This is a genomic window from Flavobacterium sp. B167r (genome assembly GCF_056824315.1).
Map to the genome: position 1 here is coordinate 4,884,226 of NZ_CP124859.1, position 26,022 is coordinate 4,910,247.

A 26,022-nucleotide genomic window follows, 5' to 3' on the forward strand; every position below is an offset into this window, starting at 1 on the left:
TCTTATCAATTTTAAACGAAAAAAATCACTATCATGGAATATAGAAAGTTAGGCAACTCAGAACTAGAATTATCAACCATCACTTACGGCGCTTTTGCTATTGGCGGAACCATGTGGGGCGGAACAGAAAAGAAAGATTCAATCGACTCAATTCACGCATCAATTGATCACGGTGTAACTACAATTGACACCGCTCCTTTTTACGGATTTGGTTTAAGCGAAGAAATGATTGGAGAGGCAATTAAAAGTCAAGATCGTTCTAAAGTTCAATTACTTACTAAATTTGGTTTGGTTTGGGATGGAAGCAACAACGGAAAAGGCGATTTCTTTTTCGACGCAGATGATAACGGTAAAAAAGTTCCTGTTTACAAATATTCATCAAAAGCAAACGTAATTAAAGAAGTTGAAGAAAGTTTAAAACGTCTTCAAACCGATTATATCGATTTATTGCAAATTCACTGGCCAGATTCTACAACTCCAATTTCTGAAACAATGGAAGCAGCAGAAAGTTTAATTCAGCAAGGAAAAATCAGAGCTTTTGGAGTTAGTAATTACAACGTTTCACAAATTCAAGAAGCACAAAAAACAATTCAAATCGCTTCAAACCAAGTAGCTTATAGCATGCTGAACCGTAAAATTGAAAACGAATTAATTCCGTTCACAGTTTCAGAAAACATCGGAATCATTGCTTACAGTCCGATGGAAAGAGGTTTATTGACAGGGAAATATTTCACAGACAGTAAATTAAAAGAAAACGATCACAGAAACGGCTATTTCAGCCAATTCGATCTTCAAAAAGTAAAAACTTTAGTCGAAGAATTAACTTCATTAGCACATGCAAAAGAAGCAAGTTTATCGCAATTAGTTCTTCGTTGGACTTCTTTACAAAAAGGAATTGCAATTGTTTTAGCGGGAGCAAGAAATGCAGAACAAGCTATTTCAAATGCCAAAACAATGAATTTTGATCTATCAGCTTCAGAATTAGAATTCATCAATCAGGCAATTGCTAAAATAAAATAATTCTCTTTTAAAATATTTAAACACATAGAAACATAGATTTCCTTTGTCTACAAAGGCGTTTCACTTGTATAATCACACATAGCTATGTGTTAGAAACTAGTTTCTTTCAATTCACTTTTCACGAAAGAAAAATCTATGTTTCTATGTGTTTAAAAACAAAATCTCAAAAAGTATAACAATTTGGGTGTGTCCCAAGGGCCGGGCTATCCGTTGCAATCTTTTATGCCGAACCCCGGCACAAAAGGATTTTCACTCCTATCCCTCACACATCAGTTTTCATAAGAACAATAAAAATGAAAAAGATATTTATAATTAACGGCGGACAAAAATTCGCGCATTCAGGAGGAAAATTCAATAAAACAGTTCAAGATTGGACAGTAGAATTTCTTTCAAAAAACAACGATTACGAAATAAAAACAACTCACGTTGAAGACGAAATTGATCTTCAAAAAGAAGTAGAGAAATTCGTTTGGGCAGATTTAATTATCTATCACACACCGGTTTGGTGGTTTCAAATTCCGAACCTTTTCAAAAAATACATCGATGATGTTTTCACGCAAGGCCACAATAACGGAATCTATAAAAGCGACGGAAGAAGCCGTGTTAACCCAGACATCAACTACGGAACTGGCGGACTTTTACACGGACGCAAATACATGCTTACCACAAGCTGGAATGCTCCTGCAACGGCTTTCACACTTCCAGGAGAATTTTTCCAAGAAACTTCTGTTGATGACGGTGCAATGTTTGGCTTCCACAAAATGAACAAATTCACAGGAATGGAACGCGTAAACGGATTTCATTTCCACGATGTCGAAAAAGGCGCAACACCAGAAAATATCGTTATCTTTAAAGAGAATTACACGAAACATTTAGAAGAAACCTTTAAAAACTTATAATTATGATTTCGATTACAGCAATTTTGAAAAGTAAACCAGAAAATTTAATTGAAGTTCAAAACCTGCTTACACATCTAGTAACCGAAACTAGAAAAGAGGCTGCTTGTATTCGTTACGATTTACACACTTCAGAAAATGTTTTTATTCTCTGGGAAGAATGGAAAGATCAACCAGGTTTAGATTTACATAACAATCAATCCTATCTGAAAGATTTCATCAAAAAAACCGAAAGCTTAGTTTCAAGTCCAATTCAGGTTTACAAAACAGCTCAAGTATTATAATCTCTTCCTGCAAGGTTTTCAAAACCTTGTAGGTATAACTTTAAACCTTCTTCAAAAAACCTACAAGGTTTTGAAAACCTTGCAGGATCGAAATTGTTACAGATATAACTTAATTATTCAAAATAATTATTCAAATAAAAGCTAAATTGCCTCTCATTCAGAAACATAAAAACTTATGAGTCATTATCATCTTGCCGAAATTAATATTGCCAAAATGAAAGGAGTCGATATCAACGATCCGATAATGAAAGAATTTGTAGATAATTTAGATGCTGTAAACACCTTAGCCGAAGAAAGCGAAGGTTTTGTCTGACGATTAAAAGACGACACCGACAGTTACAACGCTACAAGTCTGAATCCGTACAATGATGAGCAAATCATTATAAATGTATCAGTTTGGGAGAATATTGAAACTTTAGAACATTATATGTACAAAACTTTTCACAGCGAATTTTTAAGACGTCGTAAAGAATGGTTTCAAAAATTCGGGCAAGCACATACCGCAATGTGGTGGATTCCAAAAGGACAAATTCCAACCATGGAAGAAGCTGTAGAAAAGTTAGATTATCTCCAGAAAAATGGCCCTTCAGAGTTAGTTTTCGACCTTAGAAACAAATATCCGATGCCTGTTGAAGTATAGTTTTTTTCGCCACGAATTTCACTAATTTCACTAATTTTTCTTTTCTAAACTAAAAAATTAATTCGTGCAAATTCGTGAAATTCGTGAAATTCGTGGCAAAAAAACCTTTATTTAATTCCTCCAAAAGCTCCGAAACACATGTTTTTATGTAAAATTTCAACTTTTGAAAAACCTACTTTTTTCATCAAATCCAATTGGTAATTCATCGATCTCGGAGAATCTTCTTTTTCAATATAATCCAAAACTTTATGGCGATACTCTGTACCTCCTATTCCTTCCAAATATTCTCCATAACGTTGCCAAGTATAATCATTCAACAAATCAGTATCTTGTGTAATTAAATCCGAAATCATCAAACATCCGCCTGGTTTCAATAATTTGAATAATTTAGTGAAAGTCGTTTCCCAATCCTGATCATCACGCAAATGATGCAAAACAGCTCCTGCCAAAATAATATCAAAACTGTCTTCTTCTAAATCAACTTCACGGATATCACCTTGCTTAATTTCGACTTTTCCATTTGTTCCGTTTGAAACCCTTTCAAAGGCGCGATCCAACATTGGCAAACTCAAATCGACCAAAGTGCAGTTTAAGTTTGGTAATTTAGACAACATCATTAAAGTATAATTTCCTGCACCACAGCCAACATCTAAAATAGTTGCAGCGTTTGGAACAATTCGTTTTGAAGCTTCCGTTATTAATTCCAAAGAAATTGTAGCATCGATTGTCGCCACTTGTCCAGTTTCTAAATTTGAAAATCGTTCGACATCATTGTCAAATCGTTCTTTGATTTCTTCAATAGTTGATTTTTTCATGGTCTTTGTTTTTAAAATTTTCACGCAGATTTAAAAGAGATTAAAGCTGATTTCAAAATGATTTTATTTTTTTTTATTCTTTACTATTCAAATAAAAAAAATCTGTTTTAATCAGCTTAAATCTGCTAAATCTGCGTGAAACCTATTTTTTTCTTTTTTATTCTCTCGCAGATTGGGAGATTCAGCGAATCTTTTTGCTATTATATGATTGGGAAATTATTATGGTTAAGATGATTTATCTAAAATAATAATCTGCTGAATCTGTTTAAATCTGCGAGAGGTTTATTTTTATATTTCAAAACTACCTCTTTCATAAATACTTTAAAAATACTATTTTTATCAATTAATAATACTTTAAAAGTATCATGGAATTACGTCACCTAAAATATTTTCTGGCTGTAGCCGAAGAACTTAACTTTACCAAAGCTTCAGAAAAACTCTTTATTTCCCAGCCACCTTTAAGCAGGCAAATAGCTGAATTGGAAGAAGAACTTAAAGCCAAACTTTTTATTCGAAACAATAAAAAAGTAGAACTCACAGAAGCTGGAAAATATTTTAAAGAAGAAGTGACAGCGCTTTTTCAGAACTTGGAACATATTTCTGTCAAAACAAAAAAGATTGCAGAGAACGTTTCTGGCGAATTTAGAATCGCTTATATCAGTTCGATTTATTCTTCAGTAATTTCAGATTTAATAAAACATCTTAAAGCACAATTCCCATATGTCAATTTCAAACTTTTCGAAATATCGACAACCAAACAAATAGATGCTTTAGAAAAAGGTAAAATCGAAATGGGAATTATCCGATCGCCTATTCATTCGCCAAAAATAAAATCGCATTTATGGTTTAAAGACGGATTTTCATTGGTTTACAATAAAAAAGCCTTTCAGATAAAATCAGAAAATGATATTTTAAAACTAAAAGACGAAACGTTTATCTTTTTCAACAAAGATTACGCACCTCATTATCATGAAGTTTTACTAGAACTTTGCGCTTTTTATGGCTTTACGCCGAAGATTATTCATGAAGCAAATAATATTAATTCAATAGTGCAATTAGTCAAAAATGGATTGGGAATTTCGATTGTTCCATCAAATATTGCTAAAAATAATCAGGATTTGGAAATTGGTTTTGTTGAATTGAAAAAAGTCAATTTATATACAAATGTTTCCTTGATTACTTCGAAAGACGATCATTCTGAAATCACGCAATCTGCTGTTGAGTTTTTATTGCCACAAAGGAGCTAGGACGCAAAGTTTTTTTTGCCACAGATTATAATGATTAAAAGGATTTTTTCTCATTTTTGTCATTTCGACGAAGGAGAAATCTCCACGAGAAGCTCTACAAAGAATGGCTTATAGCAACGGAGCTACTTGCGAAGATTTCTCCTTCGTCGAAATGACAAACTTTATGAGAAACATCTGCAGAATCTGCTTAAATCTAATAAAATCTGCGTGAAATAAAAACTTAGCGTCTTAGCGCCTTCGTGGCCATAACAAAAATTCGTTACAAATTAGTACAGAAATCCACATCGTAAAAAGAGAACTTTTAAATACCTTAGCAAATTATAATCCCATTCCATAAAAAATCAATCAAAAATGGCTGAACAATCTTCAATTCAGTGTCCAAACTGCGGAACTCCTATCGATGTAAATGATGTTTTAAAACATCAGTTGGAAGACAGCATCCGTAAAGAATTTCAACAAAAAGCAAATGTTCAAAACCGTGAATTAGAGCTTAAAAACGAGCAATTGGAAAAAGCGAAATCCGAGTTTGAAGCGAAGAAAAAGCAAGAAAACGAACTTTTTGCTGAACGTTTGGAGCGCGAGAAAAAAACAGCCGAAAAAGAAATTTCAGAAAAACTAAAAGCGAAACTGGAAGAAGAAAACAAAGATCGTTTGTTATTGATGGAAAAAGAACTCTCTGAAAAATCTGAAAAAATCAGAGAATTGAATAAAATGGAAGGTGAAATCGCAAAATTACAGCGCGAAAAACTGGAAATGAAAGAAGCAATTCAAGCCGAAGCCGAAAAGCAGTTAAACGTGCAACTGAATTTGGAACGCGAGAAAATCAGAAAACAGGAAGACGATAAAAACGAATTGAAATTCAAAGAACTTCAAAAACAGCTGGAAGAACAAAAAAAGCTGACTGAAGAAATGAAACGCAAGCAAGAACAAGGTTCAATGCAATTGCAAGGTGAAGTAATGGAATTAGCGATTGAAGAATGGCTGGCCAACAATTTCCCGCTTGACAGCATTGACGAAATTAAAAAAGGTGCAAATGGCGCCGATTGTCTTCAAGTCGTAAACACGAGAGAGCACCAAAATTGCGGTTCTATTTATTATGAAAGCAAGAGAACTAAGGCGTTTCAGCCTTCTTGGATTGAGAAATTCAAAAACGATATTAGAATCAAAAGAGCCAATATAGGAGTTTTGGTTACCGAAGTTATGCCTTCAGGAATGGACCGAATGGGAATGCGTGACGGAATCTGGATTTGTACGTATGAGGAATTTAAAGGTTTAAGTGCAGTTTTGCGTCAGTCTTTAATTCAAATTAATCAAGCAGTTCAGGCACAAGAAAACAAAGGCGATAAAATGTCAATGTTATACGATTTCCTTACAAGCAACGAATTCCGTTTGCAGATTGAAGGAATTGTAGAAGGTTTCACAACAATGCAAAGTGATTTAGATTCTGAAAAAAGAGCAATGCAGAGAATTTGGAAACAGCGTGAAAAACAAATCGAAAAAGTGGTTCATAATACTTTAGGAATGTACGGTTCGATTCGCGGTATTGCTGGAAATGCGGTTCAAAGCGTAAAAGCTTTGGAACTGGATTTTATTGAAGGAGAAGAAGAATCAGAAAATGATGAACCTAAAGAATTGTTTGAATAAGATTAAAATATCCTAAAAAAAAATCTCTCGCAGATTTTGCAGATTGAGCAGATAAAAATCAATTTAATCTCTAAAATCTATGACAGAAAAAAATCTGCTCAATCTGCCAAATCTGCGGGAAACAATAATAAAACAAAACTTTTAATCCACTTTCTTAAAAACAGCCAATTTCCCCGAAGGATTCGACAAAGTCAATTGATTATTTCCAATAGAATATGTTGTCGTGTTTTGCAAAGCTTTTAAAAACTCTCCTTCTTTATTCCCTTGTGGACAAGCCATTAAAGTCGAAACTACTTTCGTAAAACGCAAAAGATCTTTCTCAAAAAAGATTTGCCCCGTTATCGAATTACAGCCTCCGTATCCCATAAATCTATTTTCTGTGGAATTAATTTCAATTCTTGGAAATTCCTTTTGAAAATCGGTTGCGAAGACTTTATAACCATTTAATTCTTCCAAAACCCAAATATCATGAAGACGATAATCGGTTAGATATTTTCCGCATCCGCTTAATTTCTTCGCCTCTAATTCCGAATTATTTCTAATTTCAACTTTAACGCTATAAGGCGAAATTGCCCCGGACATCGAATCTTGGCAATCCAATTGCTGAATTGTAATCGTTGCCGAAGTATTTTCATTACTTACTTTATACATTTTCACATTAGCGTCCATTGCCCGAACCGCATCAACGGCAGGAAAAATGATTTTTTCTTTCCCTGGAATTAATGATGTAAAAACGATTTCCTCATTCCCTATTTTGATTCCCCAAAACGGTTCGTTTCCAGTGCCTTTAAAATAATATTTTAAATCTTCTTCTGTAGAAATTGTTGAAGTTGTTCCAGCAGAATCTTTATTTGATGTCGTTCTGCAACCTATCATTACAATTGACAACAATAATATTGAGAGTATTTTTTTCATGAGATTTCAGTTTAAAAAAGTATTTCTTGTTCCAAAATATCTGTAAAATTCTTATGAATTTACGACATTTTTTTGAAATGCTTATTTAGAATCTTTTCAAATTTTAAAAACTAAATAATCATAAAATCATCCAAAACCCTTATTACGTATAAGATTAAGACAAAATACGTAGTCTTCAAAACATATCCATTACTTAAAAAATAAATAATTTACGTACTTAAATAAGTATAAATACTTATATTTGCGTAGTAATACTTAATTAAAGAAATCATGATTAGAGTAATAGTAGTTGGAAACGGCATGGTTGGTTATAAATTTTGCGAAAAGTTTGTTGCAAAATCAGGACAAGAAAAGTATCAAATCACAGTATTTGGCGAAGAACCAAGACGCGCTTACGATCGCGTTCACTTAAGCGAATACTTTGGAGGAAAGACTGCAGATGATTTATCACTCTCAACAACCGAATGGTACGAACAAAACAATATTATTCTAAATACGTCTGAGTTAATTACAGATATTAATCGTGATGCAAAAACAATACATACGCACTTAAACAAAACACATACGTACGACTACTTAGTTTTAGCTACAGGTTCTTCGGCTTTTGTACCACCAATTGAAGGTGTAGAAAAAGAAGGTGTTTTTGTGTACAGAACCATCGAAGATCTGGACGCTATTATGGGTTACGCCAAAAAAATAAAACAAAAAGGTGCTACTGAAGCAGCTGTTTTAGGCGGTGGCTTACTAGGATTAGAAGCTGCAAAAGCGGTTCGAGATTTAGGATTGAATCCACATGTCGTGGAATTTGCTCCTCGTTTGATGCCGAGACAGTTGGATCAAGGCGCGAGTGATATGCTTCAATCTAAAATAGAAGAATTAAATATCGGAATTCATCTTAATAAAGCAACGCAATATATTGACGGAAAGGAAAGTATAACGGGAATGATGTTTGCAAACGACGAATTGTTAAAAGTAGACATGTTGGTTATATCTGCCGGAATCAAACCTCGCGACGAACTGGCTAGAGTTTCAGGACTTGAAGTTGGTGTACGGGGCGGAATTGTGGTAAACAATCAAATGCGAACATCAGATCCTTCTATTTTTGCGATTGGTGAAGCAGCACTTTACAATCAAAACATTTACGGACTTGTTGCGCCAGGTTACGAAATGGCTGATGTTGCTGCGGAGCAAATCTTAAATGGTGGCAAAACCATGAGAGAAACCATCGATATGTCAACACAACTGAAATTAATTGGTGTTGAAGTTGCGAGTTTTGGCGATCCTTTCATCGAAAATAATGACGTGACGGCTATTATTTATGAAAATAAATTAAGTGGCGTCTATAAAAGAATCAACGTTACAAAAGATTCAAAAAAGCTTTTGGGTGGAATCTTAGTCGGAGATTCTAGCGATTACGGTTCGCTTTTCCAAATTTATATTAACGAAATGGCGTTGCCTAAAAATCCAGAAGATTTGATTTTAGGTTCTCGCGGCGGTTCTGAAGGTTCTTCTCTTGGAAGTGTGATGGATTTACCAGATACAGCCGTAATTTGTTCTTGCGAAAATGTTACAAAAGGCTCAATCTGCTGTAAAATTTTAGATGAATCTTGCGCTACTTTTTCAGATGTTGTAAAAGCAACGAAAGCAACTTCAGGTTGTGGAGGTTGTAAACCAATGGTTTCTGATTTGGTAAAAGCTACTCAAAAATCTTTAGGAAAAGAAGTAAAAGAGGTTATTTGTGAGCATTTTAGCTATACACGTCAAGAATTATTCGATTTGGTGAAAATCAACAAATACGAGAATTTCTACGATGTTTTAGATCATCACGGAAAAGGCGACGGATGCGAAGTTTGTAAGCCAGTTGTAGCTTCCATTTTCTCAAGTATCTATAATGATACGGCTAACAAACACGTAACCACACAAGATACAAACGATAGATTTTTAGCTAATATTCAGCGAAACGGAACCTATTCTGTTGTTCCAAGAGTTGCTGGAGGTGAAATTACTGCTGAGAAATTAATCGTAATTGGTGAAGTGGCAAAACAATTCGATTTGTACACAAAAATCACTGGAGCACAAAGAGTTGATTTATTCGGAGCACATTTAAGTGATTTGCCAAAAATCTGGAAAATCTTAATCGAAAATGGTTTTGAAAGCGGTCACGCTTACGGAAAATCACTTCGTGCTGTAAAAAGCTGCGTTGGAAATGCATGGTGTCGTTACGGAATGGACGATAGCGCTGGATTTGCCATCGAACTAGAAAACAGATACAAAGGAATTCGTTCTCCGCATAAATTAAAAGGTGGAGTTTCAGCTTGCATTCGCGAATGCGCCGAAGCACGCGGAAAAGATTTCGGTTTAATCGCTGTGGAAGGCGGTTGGAATTTATACATCGCTGGAAATGGTGGTGCGAATCCAAAACACGCAGTTTTATTGGCTGAGAAAATCGACAAAGAAACTGTAATCAAATACATGGATCGTTTCTTAATGTATTACATCCGCACTGCTGGACCGCTAATTAGAACTTCAACTTGGTTAGAAAAATTAGACGGAGGTTTAGAGTATTTAAAACAAGTAATTATCGAAGATAGTTTAGGAATCTGCGAAACACTTGAAGCTGAAATGCAGACAATGGTTAACACTTTCGAATGCGAATGGAAGCAAGTTCTAGAAAAACCAAGATTAATGAAACGTTTCAATCATTTCGTAAACTCTGACCAAAAAGACGACAACATTGCTTTTGTTCCTATGAGAGATCAAAAAATGCCAAAAGCTTGGTCATAAATAAATAATTTAAACACATAGAATCATAGAATTAACTGAACTTAAAAAAGGCGTTCCACTTGCATAAACACACATATCTCTGTGTTAGAAACTAGTTTCTTTTAATTTTCTATTTCTCAAACAAAAAACAAAAAATCTATGTTTCTATGTGTTTAAAAAATTAAGCTCCAAAAAAAAAGAAAAAAAAAACATCATTAAACGTTTGCTGTCCTTCTTACCCTCTTTTTTACTGCGCCATCATAACTCTCATGATTGTAAAAAGAGGGCTAAGAAACAGGAACCAAAAACTCAATCAAAATGGAAGAAATCTTAAATCAATACGAAACAGTTCACGCGAGTGACGCAACAATTTGGTTCAAAGCTGGTAAAGTAGAAGATTTTCCAACCAACCGAGGCGGATGCATCAAATACAAAAATAAACAAATTGCAATTTTCAATTTTGCGCGTCGCAACCAATGGTATGCGTGCCAAAATGCATGTCCGCACAAAATGGAAATGGTGCTTTCAAGAGGAATGACAGGTTCTGCAGATGATATTCCGAAAATTGCTTGTCCGATGCATAAAAAAACATTTTCTCTTGTTGATGGTTCAAACTTAAACGGCGAAGAGTATAGCATTGCAACGTATCCTATTAAGATTGTAGAAGACGAAGTTTTTGTTGGGTTTGTAGATTAGACTTTTTTAAGATGACGTTAAAAGAAGAAAGAACCAAGAAGCAAGATTTGAAAAACTTTGAGCAATCTTTCTTCTTGCTTCTTTCTTCTTCCTATCTACTTTCCCACTAATTTACGTATCTTTGAAATCTATCACCTAACCAAAAAAATGACTACACCTTTTCTAAAAGCAAGCGAATGGATTGATGCTGAAAACGCTCAGGATCCGAATATAGAATTAGACCAAAACACCGAATATCCAAAAGAATTATTGTATTCGAACAGGATGTACGAAAAACTGATGCAGTTTGAACCAAAAGCTTCAGAAGAAGTTCAGATTGCTTCAAAAGCACAGCACATCTGCCGTTGGAAAGTAGCTCGAGAATCGTACCCGATGGATCGCGTTGGCTATTTGAAATGGAGAGAAGAACTCAAAAAATTTCATGCAAAAACTACCGCAGAAATATTAGTAAAAGCTGGATATGACCAAACTTTCATCGATCGTGTTTCTTTTTTAATCGAAAAAAAACTGCTTAAAAAAGATGCTGAAACGCAATTACTAGAAGATGTAATTTGTTTGGTATTTTTAGATTATTACTTAGAACCTTTCGTTCAAAAACATGATGACGAAAAACTGAAAAATATCATCAAGAAAACTTGGGATAAAATGTCGGATAAAGGACATCAGGAAGCTTTAAAAATCAATTATTCTGAAGAAAACTTAAACCTAATAAAAGCTTCTTTGGGATTGTAAACAGACATGAAGAAAAGCAATCAGGAAGCAGCAGAAAAAATCACTTTCAAAAATTTACGACGACTGTATTTTTTTGCGCTTCTTACTATTGCCTTAACTATAATTATCAGTCAGTTTCTTGTTCAATACAATCTGAATCAACAGTTAAGCGATTCTAAAATTATTAATTTTTCTGGAAAACAGAGAATGCTGAGTCAGAAAATCGTTAAAGAAGTTCTGATTTTACATTACGTTTCTGATTCGGCTACAGCCAAAAAAACTTCCCACTTAAAAGAGGTTTTAACACTTTGGAAAAAAAATCAAAATGCATTAGAAAATGGAAGTGATAGCTTGGCTTTCCCAAAAGGAAAAAGCGAAACACTGAATAAATTATATCTGGAGATCAATCCGATTTTCAATAAAATTGCGCAGACGGCCGATTCTTTTTTACTCAATTTACAACAAAAAAAATCAGTTTCAGAAAACCAAAAACTAGTTCAAACTATTTTAGAAAACGAAGGGCTTTTCCTTTCGAAAATGAATCAGATTGTAACGCAATACGATCTTGAAGCACACGAAAAAGTAACCGAACAACGCCGAATTGAATATTGGATTTTTGGTTTTACTTTGCTTGTTCTGCTTTTAGAATTCTTCTTCATTTTTAAACCAACCAACAAGAAAATAGAAAGATTAATTGCCAAGCTTTTATCTTCTGAAAAGAAAGCTTTAAAACTGGCATACGACACCGAAATTATCAGTGAAATCAAAGAAAATTCGGTAAAAGAACTGAAATCGCTCAATTATGCGATGGAAAATACTTTACTGTATTGCCGAATTTCGCCAGATGGTTCGATCATTCATATTGGAGAAAAATTCGCCAAACTTTTAAACTACACCAAATTTTCATCTAATAAAAAATTCTCTGAAGTACTGACAGAAGACGAAAAAGAACAAGTTAATTTTGACCGTTTAATTTTCGAAAAACAGCGCAGTGGCTGGCAGGGCGAAATGAAGATTTTAAACAAAGAAAATAGAGAAATCTGGCTGGATTTGTCAATGGTTCCCGTAATGATCAAAAAAGACGAACTGGAACTCTTAATCGTTTGTTTCAACATCACCGAACGCAAAAAAGCACAACGTGAAGTTGAACGTTTAAACCTTGAAAATACAACAGAAAAAATCAATCAACAGAAGATTATTTCAAGTAAAATCGTTGAAAATCAGGAAAACGAGCAAAACCGAATCGCCAAAGAGATTCATGACGGAATCGGCCAAATGCTTACAGGTTTAAAGTTCAGCCTAGAAAGTATTAATCTGGATGATAGAGAAAAATCAGAACAAAAAATTGAGTATTTAAAGAAACTTTCCTTAGATATTATAAAAGGAGTTAGAACGGCAACTTTCAACTTAATGCCACCAGAATTAAGCGATCATGGAATCGTTTCGTCGCTTTCAAAACTAACGCAAGAACTTTCGAAATTAACTGGAAAGGAAATCCTTTTTTACAATAAAACCGACTTTGACCAGCGTTTAGATTCCTTAATCGAAATCAACATTTACCGTCTTACACAAGAAGCGATAAATAACGCCATAAAATACGCCGAATCATCTCATATTATTGTGCAACTTTCACATAGCGAAACGCTTTTAAGTGTTATTGTAGACGACAACGGAAAAGGCTTCGACGTCAATTCAGTCGACAAAAAACGCAACAGCGAATCTGGAATGGGACTTTTATTCATGAAGGAAAGAATCCAATACATCAACGGTCGCGTATTCATGAACTCAATTCCAGGCGAAGGAACGAGAATTACGTTCAACATTCCTATTCTTAAATCAGATAATAGAGTCAATGTGTCAATTAGATAATTACTAAAAATGACCTTTAAAAGAATTATCTAATTTTCAAATTGACTTATTATCTAATTAATAAGGGCGAGCCACCATTAGAAAAAGTGGGCAAACAAACTTTATCTATATTCGCCCACTTTCCCTAATGCTGTCGGGCTATCCGCGCTACTTCGGTAGCTAGCTCCTATCCCTCTCGCAGGTTCAGTTTCCAAAAGATGTTTTGATTTTATCAGTTTTCAGAAACAATCCAAATCAATTGCTTCCAGCTTTAACTGGAGGTTTACAAACAAGTATCACAATGGCTTTAGCCAAATGGGTAAGTTTGGCTAAAGCCTTTTGCTTCATCTATAAAACCTCCAGCTAAAGCTGGAGGCAACTCAATATTAAACTTTGTCAAAGTTGAAATACTTCTACCAAATCAATTGCCTCCAGCTAAAGCTGGAGGTATCTAAAATAAGTCTCAAAAAAGGCTTTAGCCAAAATTTACCTAAGCCCTTCATTTCTTGACAAAAACCTTCAGCTAAAGCTGGAGGCAATTCAACACCAAACTTTGTCTAAGTTGAAATCCTTCTATTGTCTTCCTGAGCGAAGTCGAAGGATCGCAAAGTATATCTAAAAAGATTAACGATTTAGATTATAGAGTTTCTGTACGTGGGCTTCGACTTCGCTCAGCCTGACAAACCTTTGCTATTTCTATTCCAAATTTGAATTTTGACATTTGAATCGTCTCTTTTTCTAATGATTTTTTAATCTTGAAATTTGGAATTTCAAAAAATTGGAATTTATTTTTAAAAAAGTACGTATATTAGCATCTTCTTTATAGATGAATATACGTAAAAATCTAAAATCAAAATTAAGTAAACTATGAGTAATATCATTCGTGTAGTACTGGCAGATGACCATGTTTTTGTTAGAGATGGAATCAAATCCTTACTCGAAAACGAAGCAAACATCGAGGTTGTAGGCGAAGCAATCGATGGTGCAGATGCGCTTGAAGTCGTTGCGTCGACCAAACCTGACTTACTTATAGTAGATATTCGTATGCCCAACTTAACAGGCATTGAGGTAGTAGAAAAACTTAGAAGCGATAATAATAACGTAAAAATCATCATGCTTTCGATGCACGAATCGGAAGAATATGTTTTAAAATCTATAAAAGCTGGTGCCGACGGTTATTTGCTAAAAGGTTCAAGCAAAGAAGAATTCTTAAAAGCACTGCATAATGTTTCTGCTGGAGGAAAATATTTCAGCGGTGATATTTCTTCTATTTTAATTGGTCAATTGACAAATTCGTCAGCATCATTAGAACCTAAACAAATTTTAGGCGAAGAAATGATGATTACCAAAAGAGAAAAAGAAATACTTACGCTTTTATTATCAGGGAAAGGAAACAAAGAAATCGCTGAAGCCTTAGATATCAGCAAACGAACTGCCGAAGTGCACCGTTTCAACTTAATGAAAAAACTGAAAGTAAAAAATCTAATGGAACTTTCTAATAAAGCGGCTGAGTATTCTTTAATCTAAAAAATACGTATAAATACGTAATTATTTTTCAAAAACTGCGTTTTAGCAGGTTTTAACTAAGTTATAGTACTTACTTTTACATAAAAATAAGAAGTACTATGAAAAATACAAACTCACTATCGCAATCACACAAAATTTTATTTTTGAACACATTGGCATTTACAGTGTGTTTTGCCTGCTGGACATTAAACGGGGTTTTAGTAACCTTTTTAGTCGATAACGGAATTTTCCATTGGGATGTTATTCAAGTTGGATGGCTTCTTGGAATTCCGATTTTAACAGGATCAATAATGCGTCTCCCGATCGGAATCTTGACAGATAAATTTGGAGGAAAATATGTTTTTTCACTTTTATTATTACTAAGTTCAATTCCACTATTCCTCCTTCCCTACGCCGACAGTTTCTTTATGTTTGCCCTACTTAGTTTCTTATTCGGAATGGTGGGAACAAGTTTCGCGGTCGGAATTGGATATACCTCAATCTGGTACCCGAAAGAATGGCAAGGTCGTGCACTCGGAATATTTGGAATGGGAAATGCCGGAGCGGCAATTACAACCTTTTTAGCGCCTTCATTATTAAATCATTTTTCAATTGATGATCCGCAAAATGGCTGGAAAATTCTTCCTGTAATTTATGCTGTTTCATTAGTGGTTATTGGCCTGGCCTTTTTAATTTTTGCTCAAAACAAAAAGGCAGAAAGCAATGGTAAAACTATTTCGCAAATGCTTACGCCTTTAAAATCGCAAAGAGTTTGGCGCTTTGGAGCTTATTATTTTTTAGTTTTTGGATGTTTTGTAGCCTATTCTCAATGGTTGTTGCCAAATTTCATGAACGTTTACCAAACAAGCTTAGTTATGGGAGGGCTATTTGCAACGATGTTCAGCTTGCCTTCTGGAGTAATCAGAGCATTTGGAGGTTATTTGTCTGATAAATTCGGAGCAAGAAAAGTAATGTACTGGGTTTTGGGTTCTTCTGTGATTCTGAGCGCTTTATTATCAATTCCAAAAATGGAAATCACAACTTCTGGTCCAGGAATTTTGGCAGCTAAAAAAGGGGTTGTAAACGAAATCAGCGATAAAACCGTAAAAATTGGAGATAAAGAATATCCAATCACGCAAAAAACAGCCAATACTGATGAAAGTGCTATTTTCCCGACTTCTACAAGTTGGCAGGATGTTGTTGTTTCTCATAATCAAAATGTTGCTAAAAAAGAACTAATTGCAAAAGGCGTAACAGTTATTAAGTTTGATGCCAACATGTGGGTTTTCTTGGTTTTGGTGATTCTAATCGGAATTTCTTGGGGAATCGGGAAAGCAGCGGTTTACAAACATATTCCTGAATATTTCCCTAACGAAGTTGGAGTCGTTGGCGGAATGGTTGGAATGATAGGCGGTTTGGGAGGTTTTTTCGGCCCAATTATCTTTGGATACTTACTGACGGCGACTGGAATTTGGTCAAGTTCATGGATTTTCATTTTAATATTTTCAACCATTTGTTTAGTTTGGATGCATTACACTATAGCGCAACTGTCTAAGAAAAAAGAAGTTAAAATAAGTAAAGCAAGATTAGAGCCTGCGTATTAAACTTATATTAAAAAATAATTAAAAATATGATCTCAATCATATTTTATGACATCTTTTTCTTATAAATTTACCCTCGATATAAACCAATAACTTTATGAAAAAACTTAAACTAATTTTAATACTTATCGTAGGATTAAGTTTCAAAATTCAAGCTCAAGAATTAGATGTCAACTTGCAAATCAGACCCCGTTTTGAATATCGCAATGGTTACAAAACCCTTCTTCCAGAAGGACAAAAAGGAACCTCTCAAATTTCACAGCGTTCACGTTTAAATATTAATTTCAAACAAGAAGATCTAATTGTAAAATTGACTCTTCAAAACACAAGAACTTGGGGAGATGTAACTCCTGCGACAGTTGCTGATAAAAATGGTGTTGCTGTTTTTGAGGCTTGGGCACAATACAACTTCACTGAAAATTGGAGTGCCAGAATGGGACGTCAGGTGCTTTCTTATGATAACCAGCGTATTCTTGGTGAAATGGACTGGGCACAGCAAGCTGAGAGCCATGATGCCTTAATAGTGTCATACCATGATGAATCTCAAAAATTAGATTTTGGAGGCGCTTACAACTCAACTGCCGAAAATACTGTACAAACGCCATATACAGTTGCCAATTACAAAGCAATGCAATATGCATGGTACCACAATCAATTCAATGAAAATTTAGGTTTAAGCTTTTTAGCATTGAATACAGGTTACGAATATGCTCCTAATCCAAATCCCGAAAATAAATTGTTAGTAGATTACAAACAGACTTTCGGACCGTATTTGACTTATAAAACAGGTAAATTAGATACTAGTTTTTGGGCATACGGACAAACTGGAAAAAGTACAGATTTAGAAGTAAGCGCATATAATTTGGCTGCTAATTTCGGATATCAAATAACAGAAGCTTTTAAAGCCAGTTTAGGTTACGAATTTTTATCTGGAAAAGCTTCAAATGACGGAAGTACTGTAATCAAATCATTCAACCCGATTTTTGGAACAAATCACGGTTTCAATGGTTATATGGATTATTTCTATGTTGGAAATCATTTAAATAATGTTGGTTTGCAAGATGCTTTCTTAAAATTGAATTACAATGTAAACAAATGGCAATTTGCTTTGATCCCGCATGTGTTTTTATCTGCAGCTGATGTAGTTACACCTTTAAATGAAAAACTAGATTCGTATTTAGGAACTGAGGTTGATGCAACTTTTGGATATAATTTCAAAAAAGACATCACGGTAACTGGTGGTTATTCTCAAATGTTTGGATCTAAAACCATGGAGTTTATCAAAAACGGAGATGCAAGCCACACCAACAACTGGGCTTGGCTAATGATTTCTGTGAATCCTAGAATTTTTACTTATAAAAAATAATTTTTCTTTAAAATTAACTCCTATATTTTACCCTTTTCCTATTTCGGAAAAGGGTATTTTTTTTGGTCAATAAAATTGCATTACATATGCTTTAATTATTTATATTTGAAGCGATTAAGAACCCCCAAATTCTATCCTAATGAAACCATTTCTAAAATTATCGATGCTAACCTTTTTGGTTGCCCAAAGTGGTATTGCCCAAAAATTCAGTGATGCTCTAATCTCAAAAGACTCACAAATTAATTTTGCCAAAACGCAAAAAAGAGGCATTAAAAAAAACAACATTGTCTACTATGTTGAAAATGATTTACAAACAATATCTGCCTACAAAAGGAAGAAATTAAAATGGCAAACCAATGTCATTTCTGTTTGCGGAAAACCCCAAAAAGGAACTCCTGAAATTAGATACGTAGGTTATAACGCAGATAAACTACTTATCGTAATGGGAAAACATCATTTTGCAGAAATTGATATCAATTGCGGTACAACAAGACTAGTTGGTTAAGATTTAAAATACAAAGTGATTTTTATAAATCAAATTCTATATGAAATGCCTTTTTTCAAGTTTTGAGAATGGGCATTTTTTTTGTTTCTAAATCAATTTAAAAATTTTCTTAATTAGTATATTTGATTGATAATTTCAAATATAAATCAATGAACAACTGGACTCAAAGATGGGACGACCGTTACAAAACGGAAGAATTTGCATACGGCACAGCACCCAATAATTACTTAAAAGAACAAATCGAAAAATTAGAAATAGGCTCGATTCTTTTCCCTGCTGAAGGCGAAGGAAGAAATGCCATTTTTACAGCAAAACTAGGATGGGAAGTTTCTGCTTTTGATATTAGTCAAGAAGGTAGAAACAAAGCGCTTCTTCTTGCAGAAAACAATGATGTTACTATCGATTATCAAGTTGGCGAATTAGAAACTTTAGATTTTCAAGAAGAGCAATTTGATGCAATTGCTTTAATTTATGCTCATTTTCCAGCTTTAATCAAGTCTGAAATTCACAAACAGCTTGACAAACTTTTACGAAAAAACGGTATTATTATTTTTGAAGCTTTTAGCAAAAAGCATTTAGAATATGTAACCAAAAATGAAAAAGTCGGCGGACCAAAAGACATTGAATCTCTATTTTCAATCGAAGAAATAAAAGCTGATTTTCCGAATTATGAAATCATTGAATTAGAAGAAAAAGAAATTGAACTGAACGAAGGTATATTCCATAACGGAACTGGTTCTGTAATTCGATTTGTGGGGAAGAAAAAATAAAAAAACGACGTAGAGATGCAATGCGTCTCTACAAAAACGTAAATGCCTCAACACAGCAAAACCTTAGCTTCTTAGAATCTTAAAAATATTTATGCTCCATAATTTCAGATCGAAGGGTAGAAACCTCCAAAATCCCAACGCGTTTCCCTTCCGTTTTAATCAAAGCTTCCTTTTTAAGGCTAGATAAAATTCGAATCGCCTGTTCTTCAGTAGTTCCTGCAAAATCTGCAATTTCCTTTCGCGAAAGCTCAATATCAATCAAGCCACTTGTTTGTCCGAATTTTCGATGAATATAAAGCAGTAAATCAATTACACGTTCGCGCACATTCATGTGAGCAATCTTACGGATATTATTTTCGCTTTTGTTCAATTCTTCGGCATAAAATAACATTAAAGCATACGTAAATTCAGGAACATGCTGTAGAATTTCCTGCATGGTTTCATTACTGAAATTACACAAAACGGTATCTTCCAACGCATAAGCACCAATTAAATAACGTTTGCTTGTCCCGAATCCGCGGAAACCAATAATGTCTCCGTTTGAAGTCAAACGGACAATTTGTTCTCGTCCGTTAATTCCAGTTTTTACCGTTTTCGCTTTTCCTTTGCAAATAAAATAAAGTCCTTGCAAAGGCGCTCCTTCCGTAATAAAACGATCCGATTTTTTACAGATTATATTCTGTTTTTTAGAAATATAATTCGTCATCTGCTCTAAATGCAAGTGCTTCTTGATGAAACAATTTTCATTCGTACAGGAATAACATACGGCTTGCTCTTCTTTCATGAGTTCTAATTTTTAGCACGTTAAAAACTAATTTGTTGCTACTCATTTATTTTCATCAAAAATAAAAAAATAAATTCAAAAAATAAGTATTAATACGTAAAAATACTTATTTTTGCATAAGTACTTTCCTAAAGCACCCATTCAATAAAGTAGTATCTCTAAATAGAACACTAAATGCAAACTACGAAGATCAAAACTACCTGTTCCTACTGCGGCGTTGGCTGTGGCATAATCGTAACCAACGATGCTAAAAATGGCGTAATGGTCGAAGGCGATAAAGATCATCCTGTAAACAAAGGAATGCTGTGTTCTAAAGGAATGAATTTGCATTATGTAGTAAACGATATTTCAGACAGAATTTTGTATCCAGAAATGCGCGGAAGCAAATCCTATCCGCTGGAACGTGTAAGTTGGGATACCGCTCTAGACCGCGCTGCAGCCGTTTTTTCTTCTATTATTAAAAAACACGGACCAGACAGCGTCGGATTTTATATTTCCGGACAATGTTTAACCGAAGAATATTACTTAGTCAATAAATTGGTAAAGGGTTTTTTGAAAACCAATAATATCGATACGAATTCCAGACTTTGCATGAGTTCTGCGGTTGTGGGTTATAAAAAGACTTTTGGAGAAGATTCTGTTCCAATTTCTTATGATGATATAGAATTGGCAGATACTTTTTTGATTACAGGAGCAAATCCTGCTTGGTGCCACCCTATTCTTTTCAGAAGGCTTGAAAAACACAAAGAGAAAAACCCAAAAACAAAAATAATTTGCATTGACCCGAGACGAACAGATACTGCAGCTTTCGCCGATTTGCATTTGCAGATTATTCCGGGCTCAGATATTATTTTATATCATGCGATTGCCCGAAGAATTATCGAAAAAGGCTACGTAGACCATGATTTCGTTAAAAATCACGCAGAAAATTTCAAACAATATAAAGACTTAGTTCTAGGAACTTCACTTGAAAAAGCCTCCAAATTGTGTGGCATCTCTGCAAATGATATTAAACTTGCCGCTGATATTATCGGAAAAGCAAAAGGATTTATTTCGCTTTGGGCAATGGGATTGAATCAAAGTGCTGTTGGAGTTGACAAAAATACGGCTTTGTTGAATTTGTCTTTATTAACGGGACAAGTTGGTAAACCAGGTTCAGGACCTTTTTCATTAACGGGTCAGCCGAACGCAATGGGCGGACGTGAAGTTGGCGGAATGGCGACACTTTTAGCGGCGCATAAAGACATTGCAAATCCAACGCATCGTAAAGAAGTTGCTGACTTTTGGGGCGTGGACGAAATTTCAGACAAACCGGGTTTAACGGCAACAGAAATGTTTGAAGCCTTAGAATCAGGAAAAATGAAAGCCGTTTGGATTATCTGCACCAATCCGTTAGTGAGTTTGCCCGATTCTAGAAGAGCCGAAAAAGCGCTCCAAAATGCAAAATTCGTTGTTGTTCAGGATATTTCACATAATGCCGATACAGCCAAATTTGCCGATTTATTATTGCCTGCTGCGGGCTGGTTGGAAAAAGAAGGAACAATGACCAATTCTGAACGTCGTATTTCTTATTTGCCAAAAGGAATCAACGCGCCTGGAGAAGCACTTCCAGACCTTGAAATCTTGATTCGTTTTGCTAAAAAAATGAATTTCAACGGATTCAATTTCAACAGTGCGGAGGAAGTTTACAAAGAACATTGCGCACTTACCAAAAACACGAATATTGATATTTCATTCTTAAATTATAATCGTTTAAAAACCGAAGGAACTTTTCAATGGCCTGTTCCAGATTACAATCATCCGGGAACGCCAAGATTATTTACAGATAAAAAATTCTATACGCCTTCTGGAAAAGCAATTTTTAATTTGCCAGTTTCCATAGAAAATACATCAGTACAACCAAATGACGAATTTCCTTTTATTTTAACAACAGGAAGAATTCGCGATCAATGGCATACGATGACCAAAACCGGAAAAGTATCTCGTTTATTAACGCATATTCCGAGTCCAGTTTTAGAAATAAATCCGATTGATGCTTTCAAAAACGATATTAAAAATGGTGATATTGTAGTCGTTTCAAGCAAGAATGGAGAAGTTCGCGTAAAAGCAAAAGTGACTGATTCCATCAAAGAGAAAGTGGTTTTCTTGCCGATGCATTGGGGAAAACAGCTTGAAAATGATTTAAATAGAACGAATAATTTAACAAATACTGTTGTTGATCCAATTTCAAAAGAACCTGATTTTAAGTTCACAACCGTTTCGATTAAAAAATATGTAAAACCATTTCAGAAAATTGCAATTATTGGTGCTGGAGCAGCTTCTTTCCGATTCATCCAAAACTATCGCGAGTTTAATTCGACTGATGAAATTATTGTTTTTTCTAATGAAGTAAATCCGTTTTATAATCGCGTTTTACTTCCAGAATACATGACGGGAGAATTTACTTGGGAACAACTTTTAAAAGTCAAAGACGGCGAAACTTTCAATAAATTGAAAATTACGATGAAAGCTGGAGTAGCGATTGAAAAATTAGATCCAAAACAAAAAACAATTATAGACAGTCAAGGCGAAGTTCATACTTTCGATTCATTGATTATGGCAACAGGAAGCCGCCCTTTTGTTCCCGAAAATGCGCAACTTCATCTTCCTGGGCGTTTCACCGTGAGAAGAAAAGAAGATGCTGATCGTTTGAAAAAACATTTAGACAGCACGAATCTTCCTTCAGAAGAACAACACGTTGTCATTATTGGCGGCGGATTATTAGGATTAGAATTGGCTGCAGCTTTAAAACATAAAAAAGTAAAAACCACTATTATTCAGCGTGCTTCACGTTTGATGGAACGTCAGTTGGATCGGATTTCAAGCAAACTATTGGCTGAAGAAGTGCAGCTTCGCGATATTCAGATTTATTTTGATAATGAAGTCAGTACCGTTTTTGAAACCGATAATCCAAATGAAATTGAGATTGCTTTAAAAAGCGGAAAAATCATTACGGCAAATGCGATTGTTTATACGATTGGAACGATTCCGAATATTGAAATTGCTCGCGAAAGCGGTTTAGCTTGCGGACGCGGCGTGAAAGTAAATCAATATTTACAGACTTCGAATCCAGACATTTTTGCGATTGGAGAAATAGCCGAATTCGAAAATAAACTTTTCGGAATCACTTCTGCCGCAGAAGAACAAGCCAATATTTTGGCAAACTTTCTAGCGGGCGACATCAGCAGTTATTACAAAGGTTCGATTTTGATGAATATTCTAAAATTAGAAGACATCAACCTTTGCAGTATTGGCGATTTGACAATTCCAGAAAATGATGATTCGTATGAAGAAATTGTTTTTACCGATTTGAAAAAACGTTATTACAAAAAATGTATCGTAAAAGATGATCTTCTAGTCGGAGCGATTTTAATGGGCGATAAAAACGAGTTTGCCGAATTCAAAACGATGATTGAAAGCAAAATCGAATTATCAGACAAACGAAATACGCTTTTAAGAGGAAGCTCAAACGCAAAACCAGTTTTAGGAAAACTAGTTTGTTCTTGCAGTCAAGTCGGAGCCGGAAACATAGAAGAAACCATTAAAAGTGGTGTCAACGATTTCACTGAATTATGCAAAAATACAGGCGCAGGATTAGGCTGTGGAAGCTGTAAAACCGAAGTTAAGGAAATATTGGCGAAGTGTAAATAAGTTTCAGTCGCAGTCCCAGTTTTCAGTGAATACCAAAATTGAAAACTGGGACTGCGACTGAGACTGAAAACTAAATAAAAATGGAACTAACAAGATTAATAGTAAAAGGAGGCGTCATTTCGCCAGGGGAATTACGAGAAGTAGTCAATATTGCTTTGGAAGAAGGACTGGATTCTATTTCCTTTGGTTCTAGACAGGATATTATTTTCCCGAAAGGGTTTAAATCTTTGGATAAAAATACTTTAGGAAAACACCATTTTGTTTATCCAGATCAAAAAAGCGGCAACAATATTGTTTCTTCTTATGTTTCGACTGATATTTTCAGAAATACAAATTGGCTTACTGGAAACCGTTTTTTATATATTTTAGAAGAATTTAAAGATCAGCCAAAACTTAAAGTCAACATAACCGATCCGAAGCAACAATTGGTTCCTTTGTTTACGGGACATTTAAATTTTATTGCTTCAGAGCTAGAAGATTATTGGTACTTATACATTCGTCTTCCAAAATGGGAGAAAATTGAAGTCTATCCCGTTTTGATTTACAGCTGGGATTTGGCGAAGATTTATTATGAAATCGAAAAAATTTCTGAAGAAGATTCCCAAGATATAGAAATGCTTTTTGCTTTGGTAAGCGAAGCTTTAGATACAAATAATCGTACGATTGACAAACCACTGAATATTCCGTTTTATCCATTTCCGTATTACGAAGGAATGAATAGAATGGGAATTGATCAATATTGGTTAGGACTATACTGGAGAAATAATTTATACGATTTGGATTTTTTGAAAGAAATGTGCGATTTGTGTTTTGAATGCAAAATCGGAAAAATCTGCATCACGCCTTGGAAATCTTTCATCATAAAAGGAATTCCGAAAGACCGAAAATTAGAATGGGAAAAATTTCTAGGAAAAAGAGGAATTAACGTTCGTCATTCTTTATTAGAATTAAACTGGCATTTACCTGTTGCAATGGAATGGGCCTTAAATCTGAAAACTTTTCTAGTTAGAACATTAGATCAATTCGACATCAGTACTTATGGATTAAATTTTGGAATTTCAGAATACAACCGCGAAGGGCATTATTTTACTTCGATTGTCATCGAAAAAAACGAACTTCCAGCAGCTTTAGAGTCCATCAAAATTAGAGATACTTACAATGTTTTATTTGCAAAGAATTTCGACCCGAATACGCGCGAATACATTGTACATTCACAAGATATTGACAAACTCGAACTTCCAACGATTTTAATTGAATTAAGCCGGAAATATTTCGACGAACTCGGAAATTCGACTTCAGAAACAGCTGAAAATCCGCAGAAAAAAGAAAAACCGCAATTAGATATTTATCAATGTCAAGAATGTTTAACGCTTTATAATTCGGAATACGGAGATGAAACTCAAAAAATTCCGAAAGGCATTTTATTTGAAAATCTTCCTGAAAATTATTGCTGTTCACTTTGCGAAGCACCAAAAAGTAATTTCAGCATTTTGGAACCAGTTGAAAGTTAACGAGTTCTAAAAAAGTAGCCCCTTTTGTATTCAAAAATTGCGTATATTTAGCTTACTAAGAATTTATATAAAAGCATTATACTTAAAAAGCTTTTAAAACCAATTAGTTAACATCTATTTACTCAATAAAAATACAGTTATGATAAAACGAAATCCAAGTGCTCCTGCTGTAAACAACACTGATATTCCAGCAGAAACAGCAGTAGAAACCACTACAGAAGTGCAACCAGAAACTAAGACTACAGTTAAAAGAACAACAAGAACCGCTGCAAAAACACCTGTCGCAAAAACAACTACTTCTAGAACAGCTGCAACGAAAACAACGGCTGCAAAAGCTCCTGTTGCAACTGTAAAACCAGTAGCAAAAACGCCCGTAAGAGCTGCTTCTAAAACGACTCCGGGAGCAACTGTAAAAAAAGCCACCACAGGTTCTGCAAAAAAAGAACCTATTGTTTCTGAAATTATAGAAATAAAAACCAACGATACTTCAGAAAGCAAACCTATTGTAACTGTTGAAAAAATTGGTAAAGAAAAAAACGATATAAAATCAAAACTTAAAGCTAAACTTAAAGCAAAAAAAGAAAAGGAAAAGAAAAGAGAAAAAGCGATTAAAGCAGTGATTAAAAAATTAGAAAAAGCTAAAAAAGCAAAACTAAAAGCTGCTGCGAAGAAAAAAGAAAAAGCTAAAAAAGCAAAAGTGAAAGCTCAAGCCAAAAAAGCTGCTGAAAAGAAAACTACAGCTTTGAAAAAAGCTAAAGCAAAGGCTAAAAAGAAAAAGTAATTTGAAAAAGGGTTTGACGTAAAGTTGAG

Annotated in this window: 20 protein-coding genes and 1 pseudogene; 18 read left to right on the forward strand and 3 right to left on the reverse strand. The window is 34.5% G+C overall.

Going from position 1 to position 26,022, the window contains the following annotated elements; genetic code table 11:
- Positions 1-33 precede the first annotated feature (33 nt).
- The 4 genes and pseudogenes from QLQ96_RS21305 to QLQ96_RS21320 all read left to right on the forward strand — a co-directional run bounded on the left by QLQ96_RS21305 (position 34) and on the right by QLQ96_RS21320 (position 2,840).
- On the forward strand, positions 34-1,020 hold the full coding sequence (locus QLQ96_RS21305) for an aldo/keto reductase (protein ID WP_482493131.1): 987 nt from the start codon (positions 34-36) through the stop codon (positions 1,018-1,020).
- Positions 1,021-1,313: 293 nt separating this feature from the next.
- Positions 1,314-1,919: an NAD(P)H-dependent oxidoreductase gene (locus QLQ96_RS21310; RefSeq protein ID WP_482493132.1), complete on the forward strand. Its 606-nt coding sequence runs from the start codon at positions 1,314-1,316 to the stop codon at positions 1,917-1,919.
- Positions 1,920-1,921: 2 nt separating this feature from the next.
- The gene (locus QLQ96_RS21315) at positions 1,922-2,200 is read left to right on the forward strand and encodes a putative quinol monooxygenase (protein ID WP_482493133.1); all 279 of its coding nucleotides are present in this window, start codon (positions 1,922-1,924) and stop codon (positions 2,198-2,200) included.
- A gap of 175 nt (positions 2,201-2,375) precedes the next feature.
- Positions 2,376-2,840 (forward strand): annotated as a pseudogene (locus tag QLQ96_RS21320) (DUF3291 domain-containing protein).
- Between the two features lie 107 nt (positions 2,841-2,947).
- Here the strand turns inward: QLQ96_RS21320 and QLQ96_RS21325 are convergent.
- Positions 2,948-3,655: a class I SAM-dependent methyltransferase gene (locus tag QLQ96_RS21325; RefSeq protein ID WP_482493134.1), complete on the reverse strand. Its 708-nt coding sequence runs from the start codon at positions 3,653-3,655 to the stop codon at positions 2,948-2,950.
- A 365-nt stretch (positions 3,656-4,020) separates the two neighbouring features.
- Here QLQ96_RS21325 and QLQ96_RS21330 point away from each other — a divergent pair, with 365 nt between their 5' ends.
- Both QLQ96_RS21330 and QLQ96_RS21335 read left to right on the forward strand, forming a co-directional pair.
- A complete protein-coding gene (locus QLQ96_RS21330) occupies positions 4,021-4,902 on the forward strand; it encodes a LysR family transcriptional regulator (RefSeq protein WP_482493135.1) in 882 nt (293 codons plus the stop codon).
- Positions 4,903-5,253: 351 nt separating this feature from the next.
- Positions 5,254-6,546, forward strand: coding sequence for a DUF2130 domain-containing protein (locus QLQ96_RS21335; protein WP_482493136.1), 1,293 nt, complete (start codon positions 5,254-5,256; stop codon positions 6,544-6,546).
- 141 nt (positions 6,547-6,687) lie between these two features.
- Here QLQ96_RS21335 and QLQ96_RS21340 read toward each other — a convergent pair whose 3' ends face one another.
- A complete protein-coding gene (locus QLQ96_RS21340; protein WP_482493137.1) occupies positions 6,688-7,461 on the reverse strand; it encodes an META domain-containing protein in 774 nt (257 codons plus the stop codon).
- 270 nt (positions 7,462-7,731) lie between these two features.
- Here QLQ96_RS21340 and nirB point away from each other — a divergent pair, with 270 nt between their 5' ends.
- The 9 genes from nirB to QLQ96_RS21385 all read left to right on the forward strand — a co-directional run bounded on the left by nirB (position 7,732) and on the right by QLQ96_RS21385 (position 19,227).
- On the forward strand, positions 7,732-10,245 hold the full coding sequence (gene nirB, locus QLQ96_RS21345; protein WP_482493138.1) for a nitrite reductase large subunit NirB: 2,514 nt from the start codon (positions 7,732-7,734) through the stop codon (positions 10,243-10,245).
- Positions 10,246-10,542: 297 nt separating this feature from the next.
- Positions 10,543-10,920, forward strand: a complete 378-nt coding sequence (nirD, locus tag QLQ96_RS21350; RefSeq protein WP_482493139.1) for a nitrite reductase small subunit NirD — start codon at positions 10,543-10,545, stop codon at positions 10,918-10,920.
- 147 nt (positions 10,921-11,067) lie between these two features.
- The gene (locus tag QLQ96_RS21355; RefSeq protein WP_482493140.1) at positions 11,068-11,652 is read left to right on the forward strand and encodes a DUF4202 domain-containing protein; all 585 of its coding nucleotides are present in this window, start codon (positions 11,068-11,070) and stop codon (positions 11,650-11,652) included.
- Positions 11,653-11,658: 6 nt separating this feature from the next.
- Positions 11,659-13,500: an ATP-binding protein gene (locus QLQ96_RS21360; protein ID WP_482493141.1), complete on the forward strand. Its 1,842-nt coding sequence runs from the start codon at positions 11,659-11,661 to the stop codon at positions 13,498-13,500.
- 846 nt (positions 13,501-14,346) lie between these two features.
- Positions 14,347-15,006: a response regulator gene (locus QLQ96_RS21365; RefSeq protein ID WP_482493142.1), complete on the forward strand. Its 660-nt coding sequence runs from the start codon at positions 14,347-14,349 to the stop codon at positions 15,004-15,006.
- Positions 15,007-15,104: 98 nt separating this feature from the next.
- A complete protein-coding gene (locus QLQ96_RS21370) occupies positions 15,105-16,589 on the forward strand; it encodes an MFS transporter (RefSeq protein ID WP_482493143.1) in 1,485 nt (494 codons plus the stop codon).
- A 94-nt stretch (positions 16,590-16,683) separates the two neighbouring features.
- Positions 16,684-17,952 carry an alginate export family protein gene (locus QLQ96_RS21375; protein ID WP_482493144.1) on the forward strand — a complete coding sequence of 423 codons (1,269 nt, stop codon included), beginning with the start codon at positions 16,684-16,686 and terminating at the stop codon, positions 17,950-17,952.
- A gap of 139 nt (positions 17,953-18,091) precedes the next feature.
- Positions 18,092-18,457 carry a hypothetical protein gene (locus tag QLQ96_RS21380; RefSeq protein ID WP_482493145.1) on the forward strand — a complete coding sequence of 122 codons (366 nt, stop codon included), beginning with the start codon at positions 18,092-18,094 and terminating at the stop codon, positions 18,455-18,457.
- Between the two features lie 149 nt (positions 18,458-18,606).
- Positions 18,607-19,227 (forward strand): class I SAM-dependent methyltransferase, encoded by a 621-nt coding sequence (locus QLQ96_RS21385; protein WP_482493146.1) that lies wholly within the window; start codon positions 18,607-18,609, stop codon positions 19,225-19,227.
- 79 nt (positions 19,228-19,306) lie between these two features.
- Here QLQ96_RS21385 and QLQ96_RS21390 read toward each other — a convergent pair whose 3' ends face one another.
- Positions 19,307-20,011: a Crp/Fnr family transcriptional regulator gene (locus QLQ96_RS21390; protein WP_482493147.1), complete on the reverse strand. Its 705-nt coding sequence runs from the start codon at positions 20,009-20,011 to the stop codon at positions 19,307-19,309.
- Between the two features lie 174 nt (positions 20,012-20,185).
- On the opposite strand from QLQ96_RS21390, the gene QLQ96_RS21395 reads away from it, so the two are divergent.
- The 3 genes from QLQ96_RS21395 to QLQ96_RS21405 all read left to right on the forward strand — a co-directional run bounded on the left by QLQ96_RS21395 (position 20,186) and on the right by QLQ96_RS21405 (position 25,993).
- Complete coding sequence (locus QLQ96_RS21395) at positions 20,186-23,701, forward strand: molybdopterin-dependent oxidoreductase (RefSeq protein WP_482493148.1); 3,516 nt, start codon at positions 20,186-20,188, stop codon at positions 23,699-23,701.
- 80 nt (positions 23,702-23,781) lie between these two features.
- Complete coding sequence (locus QLQ96_RS21400) at positions 23,782-25,212, forward strand: rubredoxin (RefSeq protein WP_482493149.1); 1,431 nt, start codon at positions 23,782-23,784, stop codon at positions 25,210-25,212.
- A gap of 139 nt (positions 25,213-25,351) precedes the next feature.
- A complete protein-coding gene (locus QLQ96_RS21405) occupies positions 25,352-25,993 on the forward strand; it encodes a hypothetical protein (RefSeq protein WP_482493150.1) in 642 nt (213 codons plus the stop codon).
- Positions 25,994-26,022: the final 29 nt, after the last annotated feature.